Genomic DNA, 5,443 nt, shown 5'->3' with positions numbered 1-5,443 from the left:
TTTCCACTCATAACTTGGCCTAATGTAGGTACTTTTAAATTTAACCTAGCAAGTGGTCTAAATTTCGGGGAGTATTACACTCGGGTATCGCCGGAATATCCTTATCGGTAGATAAATATTTGTCATATTTCTATTCGGCCGCAATTGCTATTTTACCCTCTATGAAAACCTTCTTCTACCTGGTCTGCCTTTCCCTACCGCTGTTTGCGGCCATAGGGTTGGTCATATTTATGGCGGGTGGAAAAGGAAAAGCGCGTCCGACCCAAGACGAATTGGTCGATCGTGAGCGTGAGCACCTAGAAGGTATAGCGAAGGGCAAATCCTCCGAGACCGGTTGATACTTGCACGTTTTGCAGCAGTTCTCCGGCGTGATTCGCATGCACCTGATGCATCACCAAGTCGAAAACGAACAAAAAGCCCCCCTGTAAGATCAGGCTGTTTCCCCAACCGGTAAACTGATCAAATTTCTCCGTCTTCACTTTAGCCCGCTCCCGCAGTAGGAATCCGGCCGTGACATACGCTACGTCCAGCCCTGCATTGAACAGCAGAATCTTCTCGATCTTCCGTTGTTCTACCAATGTATTGGCCATATCGAGGTCTGTGGCACCCGTGACAGCACCGTAATATCCCACTCCCGCGATGCCCAGATTGACGAGGTTCCAAAACACATTCATTTGGTGAAAGTACTTGGTGGATTCGTCCGTTTGGTAGTATTGTCAACCGCTGAACGCGATGTTTCCGGCCGCCCAACCGCCAAGCACGTACATTCCGGTTACATTGATCGCTAATCGATCCTGATTGAACGCAATGAGGTCTTGTGCTTCTGTGCCTAGCGGCACGATGAGCGGCATCGCGATGAGCAGAAATAGGAGGTTTCTCATGGGAACATGAACGCCCAGGAGCCGCGTATTGTTTCCTTTTCTTGGGCTAAGTCGATTTGGCTCAGAAATGCTTCTCGTGGGATCTCTTGAGCTCCAAGACGTGCCAAGTGGTCGGTATAGACCTGACAGTCGATCAGTTCAAAACCCTCTTCAGCCAAACGATGCACGAGCGAAATGAATCCGTATTTACTCGCATTCGATACTTTACTAAACATGCTCTCTCCGAAAAATGCCCGCCCATGCGACACGCCGTATAATCCGCCCGCGAGGGCGTTATCATCCCAAACTTCGACACTGTGGGCAAACCCTTGTCTGTGGAGTTCGCTATATCCTTCGATGATATCGGGTGTGATCCACGTACCGTCTTGTCCGGGGCGAGGCACTGTTCCGCACTGCCGTATCACCTCGTCAAAGGCCCGATCCGAGGTAACTGTGAATCTACCTTTGTGGAAAAATGAGCGCATGCTTTTGCTGATCTTGAGCTTGCTCGGGTACAGCACCATTCGAGGATCGGGGCACCACCACATGGGGGGTTCATCGGCATTGAACCAGGGGAAAATGCCCAGCTCGTAGGCGAGCAGGAGTCTTTCGGGGCGGAGATCACCTCCGACTGCCAGTATTCCGGAGGGGTCGGTATACTTTGGATGCGGGAATTCGAGACGTTCGGTCAAGCGGGAAATAGCCATCAGAAGAGGAGTAGCGCCGAGATGAATACGATGGAACCGGGGACTAAAAGGAACAAGGTGTAGGGTAGTATTTCTTTAGCTTTTAGGCCGGTAATGCCGAGCAGGGGTAGGGCCCAAAAGGGTTGAAGCATGTTTGTGACCTGATCGCCATATGCCAGAGCGAGAATGCACTTCGATAAAGAGACGTTGAGTTGTTGGGCCGCTTGAACGATTACGGGGCCTTGAACGGCCCATTGCCCTCCTCCCGAAGGCACGAAGATGTTGACTAATCCGGCCGAAAAGAACGTAAACAAAGGGTAGGTAGTTTCGTTGCTGATGCTCACGAAGTATTCGGAGATTTGGCCTACTAGTCCGCTTGATCTCATCATCCCCATGATGCCGAAGTACAATGGGAATTGGATCAGGATGCCCGACACGCCGCCAATGGCGTCTTCAACGGCTGATAGGAATTCCTTGAAGTTTCGATGCAATGCGAGACCAAGACCGAGTAACAGGAGGTTGATGTTGTTCGGGTTGAAGAACGACAATACTCCAGCGGGCAATGTCCAAGCCTTGTGGAGGGCGTATCCCAATATGATGGATCCCACGGCAAGGGATACAGCTCTGCTGCGATCGATCCGCTCTGCGCCGATGGCTCTCCCTTCGGAGATGTTTTGGGACATGCGGACCTTGATGTTGATCGGGGTTGGATTCAGCCTTTTTCCGAGGGCCCACATGGCTAGGGGCAATAGGATCAGGAGTAATAGAGACACGGTAATATTCATTGAGCTGAACACCGTAGCTTCGAAGGTGATGGATTCCGGTAGGGCATTGAGTTGTCCATCGGGCAAAATTCCGGCCATGAGCGAACGGAGATGTCCGGTTTCCGCAACTTTGGCAAGAGAGCTTCCCGAGAGTCCGCCATGCCATACCATAAGGCCGCTATACCCGGCCGCGGCGATGAAAGGGTAGTTGAGTTCGTATCCGCCCGAAAGGGCGCGCTCCGCAACTTTTCGGGCAAAGATAGCTCCGAAGATTAGGGCGAACCCCCAGTTGAAGAGTCCTACGGCCACTGTGAGCAAAGTGACCCAGGCTGCGGCCGAAGCTGTTGTGGTGCAATACTGCGTAACGAATCGGATGAGTCGGTCGAATGGCTCGGTCAGTGCGAGCACGTGTCCGAGGACCAGAATGAGCATCATTTGGACCGCAAAGACCAACAGGGCATTATTCCATAATCCATCGTCCCAAAAGTGCAGTAGATTACCGGCTTTGGAAAGGGTTACGGGTTCGGGCGTGGTCCAGAGGGCCAACACAAACGTTAGGAGGGTAAGGAGTACGGCAATGGTAAAAGGTGAGGGCAGAAGCCACCGAAACGCCTTTTCGACCGTACTCGAGAATCCCATAAAACTGTATTAGAATGGCAGATCGTCCTCCTGATCGGGACCGTCCATTTGAGAGGGTTCGAGTGGTGGGAGATCAGGGATGCTGTCGCCCGCACTTCCGCCGTCGATCTTCGACATTTGCCAGCTTTGAAGGTTGACGTAGTAGCGGCCGTTGTATTCGTTTCCTCGGATATTGAACTTTACATTGACCTGATCGCCTTCGTTGTACGAGTCGAGCATATCGCCCTTTTCTTTGATCGCCTCGAATTTTACGTCCTGAGGGTATTGTTCTTGAGTTGTGACGACGAATTCGCGCTTGGAGAATCCGCTCGGAAAGGTTTGTGTGTCGAAAATGACCTTAATGGTTCCGGTTAGTTCGTGAGACATGTCTTTAATTTCGGTTTAACTTATCGATGAGCAGCACAGACCAAGCCTCCTGTACTTTATTATCCTTTAATAATTCGTGCGCGTGTTGGTGAAGCATTTCGCGCAGTTCGTATGCGTCGTCCGATTGGGATAGAATATCGGCTACTTTTGCGTCTTTCCGGATACCTTCGATCTCTTCGTCGGTTGGAATTCGTTCGACGTTTCCCAGTTTGCCGAGATCGTTACCCGTTAAGATGAAGCTATTGCGAATTCGCGGTGGAATCATATCCACTCCAATTCCCAAATTTCGCTGCGGTTTTTCTAATTCGAATATGGCCTCACCGCTGGCGCGTACGTACCAATTGCCTCCCATGCGGCCAACAAGATCGATCTTATGTTGGTCGATCTTTTGTTGATCATTGAGAATGGCTTCGTTGAAGTGCATCATCTTTACCTCGCAGATAATGAGGTTTCCGGCACCTCCCTGATCGCCCAGGTGGATCACCTCTTTTACGATGCATTCGAATTGGGCAGGGCTTTCCTTGACCCGGTACGGGCGCACGGTCTTTGATTCCACGGGAGTGAGCCCAGCTTTGACGAATTCGTTTACTGTGCTTGGGTACTCCGTAGAGCTCAAGTTCATTTGCTCGGTAATGGCGTAGTTCACTACGTTAATCACTACCTCCTTTGTCGAATCACAGTTGCTTAAAGTGTCTTTGGTAGAGTTGTCTCGAACCCTACGCGCAGGCGAGAATACCAAGGTCGGTGGATTCGCGCTAAAGACATTGAAGAAACTGAACGGACTGAGGTTCGGGTTTCCGTACTTGTCCATCGTACTGGCAAAGGCGATCGGTCGAGGCCCTACGGCGCCCAATAGATATTGGTGTACGTCCTTGGTCTCAAGTTGCTTGGAATCTATGGAAAGCATAAAATTTTGGGAATCAAAATCAGGCCCTCAAAGATAGCGAAATCGGTACGGTCCATTAACCCTTTGTTAATAAAAAGTGAGGTTCAAGAGAATGAGCGTTGTGCAGGGGTGTACAAATGTGTTAAAGCCCTTTTTCATAGAGGTCGTTTGGGTGCTTATGCCATTGGGAAATGGTCATCGTGGCGAACATAAGTGGGAGTGTTGTGAAACAATAGTGCTAGAGAATGAAACAAAATATTGATTATCAGAGGTTTGATGTCGTAGCTTAGAGATGTTGAATTTGCCCTATGGCAAAATTCAGTGCCTAACCCAACCCAAACCTAAACCTCTACGGTCAGGAAAAAGTCCACCCAAGGTGTCGCGCCTGTTTGTGCGACGAAAGCGCTGCGTACCTATTTTAGTAGTGCGCTAACTCTTTTCTCACTAGTATTTCTGTTGGCCCACCCATTTTGGTCTATGGCTCAATCTGCGAGGTTAACAGACTACGTCATTCTCGCCGGGGAGCCAAATTCTTTCAATTTCGGAAAGGGCGTTTACCTCGGATCATTCACCTCCATTTCCGGCGGTGATATTGGTACGCACAATACGTATTACGACGGTTTCGGAATTAGTCATCCCGGAAATGTTGATTACTCGGGCTTGCCTAGCTTTCCGCCCATATCGAATCCGGATTCTCATGGTTCGGGAAAGATTGAATACAACACAACGATTGGGCCGGGTGCTTATGGGAGCGTTAAACTAAAGAACAACAAGACGCTGACCTTTGATGGCCCCGGAGATTACACTTTCCGCAAAATCGATCAAAAAGGATCGGTTGCAGCTTTTGTTTTTGACATTAAGAATCAGCCCGGAGAAATGCGTCTTTACGTGCATGAGGAAGTTGATCTTAAAAAACTGGAAGTTAGTATCGTTGGGGGAGGAGATGCCAGCCGGATCATTCTCGAGATACACGAGAATGGGGATGCGTTTGAAATTGAAGGTGGTAGCTGTGGGGGAGGAGTATCTTCAGGTTGGAAAGGTACTATATGGGCACCGTATGGTGAGATACGCTTTAAGTCAAGTGCTGAATTAGAAGGGGCGATGTACTCCGGTGTCAAGGTGCGAACTGAATACAAGGGAGTGTTCACTAAAGTGTGGGGAGTGTTCGGGAGTGTTCACTAAAGTGTGTCATTGGTTAAAAATCTATCTTCAAAATAGTCACATAAATCCCTGCGGACATTA

General features: G+C 49.6%; 8 protein-coding genes. 2 read left to right on the top strand and 6 right to left on the bottom strand.

From position 1 onward, the window contains the following. The first annotated feature begins 161 nt into the window (after positions 1–161). Positions 162–338 carry a hypothetical protein gene (locus tag J4F31_11705; GenBank protein MCE2497222.1) on the top strand — a complete coding sequence of 59 codons (177 nt, stop codon included), beginning with the start codon at positions 162–164 and terminating at the stop codon, positions 336–338. Here J4F31_11705 and J4F31_11700 read toward each other — a convergent pair. From J4F31_11700 to J4F31_11675, 6 genes are read right to left on the bottom strand one after another with little or no spacing between them, the layout of a single operon-like run. Next, complete coding sequence (locus J4F31_11700) at positions 297–674, bottom strand: hypothetical protein (protein ID MCE2497221.1); 378 nt, start codon at positions 672–674, stop codon at positions 297–299. The genes J4F31_11705 and J4F31_11700 overlap by 42 nt on opposite strands. 42 nt (positions 675–716) lie before the next feature. Next, the gene (locus J4F31_11695) at positions 717–881 is read right to left on the bottom strand and encodes a hypothetical protein (GenBank protein ID MCE2497220.1); all 165 of its coding nucleotides are present in this window, start codon (positions 879–881) and stop codon (positions 717–719) included. Then, on the bottom strand, positions 878–1,567 hold the full coding sequence (gene aat / locus J4F31_11690; protein ID MCE2497219.1) for a leucyl/phenylalanyl-tRNA--protein transferase: 690 nt from the start codon (positions 1,565–1,567) through the stop codon (positions 878–880). Before aat ends, J4F31_11695 begins: the two co-directional genes overlap by 4 nt. Further along, positions 1,567–2,949 carry a short-chain fatty acid transporter gene (locus J4F31_11685; GenBank protein MCE2497218.1) on the bottom strand — a complete coding sequence of 461 codons (1,383 nt, stop codon included), beginning with the start codon at positions 2,947–2,949 and terminating at the stop codon, positions 1,567–1,569. Before J4F31_11685 ends, aat begins: the two co-directional genes overlap by 1 nt. A 9-nt stretch (positions 2,950–2,958) precedes the next feature. Continuing rightward, complete coding sequence (locus tag J4F31_11680; protein ID MCE2497217.1) at positions 2,959–3,315, bottom strand: DUF3127 domain-containing protein; 357 nt, start codon at positions 3,313–3,315, stop codon at positions 2,959–2,961. Positions 3,316–3,319: 4 nt separating this feature from the next. Beyond that, the gene (locus J4F31_11675) at positions 3,320–4,222 is read right to left on the bottom strand and encodes a flavin reductase family protein (protein ID MCE2497216.1); all 903 of its coding nucleotides are present in this window, start codon (positions 4,220–4,222) and stop codon (positions 3,320–3,322) included. Positions 4,223–4,678: 456 nt separating this feature from the next. On the opposite strand from J4F31_11675, the gene J4F31_11670 reads away from it, so the two are divergent. Next, on the top strand, positions 4,679–5,383 hold the full coding sequence (locus J4F31_11670) for a hypothetical protein (protein ID MCE2497215.1): 705 nt from the start codon (positions 4,679–4,681) through the stop codon (positions 5,381–5,383). Positions 5,384–5,443 lie beyond the last annotated feature (60 nt).

The organism is Flavobacteriales bacterium (assembly GCA_021296215.1).
Classification (GTDB): Bacteria; Bacteroidota; Bacteroidia; order Flavobacteriales; family ECT2AJA-044; genus ECT2AJA-044.
Note: the sequence above shows the minus strand (reverse complement) of the source record. Positions and strands in the feature narration are given on the sequence as shown.

Excerpts from the sequence above, each read along its gene's own strand:
- J4F31_11705 (MCE2497222.1), top strand. The coding sequence starts at position 162 with ATGAAAACCTTCTTCTACCTGGTCTGCCTTTCCCTACCGCTGTTTGCG.
- J4F31_11700 (MCE2497221.1), bottom strand. The coding sequence starts at position 674 with ATGAATGTGTTTTGGAACCTCGTCAATCTGGGCATCGCGGGAGTGGGA.
- J4F31_11695 (MCE2497220.1), bottom strand. The coding sequence starts at position 881 with ATGAGAAACCTCCTATTTCTGCTCATCGCGATGCCGCTCATCGTGCCG.
- aat (MCE2497219.1), bottom strand. The coding sequence starts at position 1,567 with ATGGCTATTTCCCGCTTGACCGAACGTCTCGAATTCCCGCATCCAAAG.
- J4F31_11685 (MCE2497218.1), bottom strand. The coding sequence starts at position 2,949 with ATGGGATTCTCGAGTACGGTCGAAAAGGCGTTTCGGTGGCTTCTGCCC.
- J4F31_11680 (MCE2497217.1), bottom strand. The coding sequence starts at position 3,315 with ATGTCTCACGAACTAACCGGAACCATTAAGGTCATTTTCGACACACAA.
- J4F31_11675 (MCE2497216.1), bottom strand. The coding sequence starts at position 4,222 with ATGCTTTCCATAGATTCCAAGCAACTTGAGACCAAGGACGTACACCAA.
- J4F31_11670 (MCE2497215.1), top strand. The coding sequence starts at position 4,679 with ATGGCTCAATCTGCGAGGTTAACAGACTACGTCATTCTCGCCGGGGAG.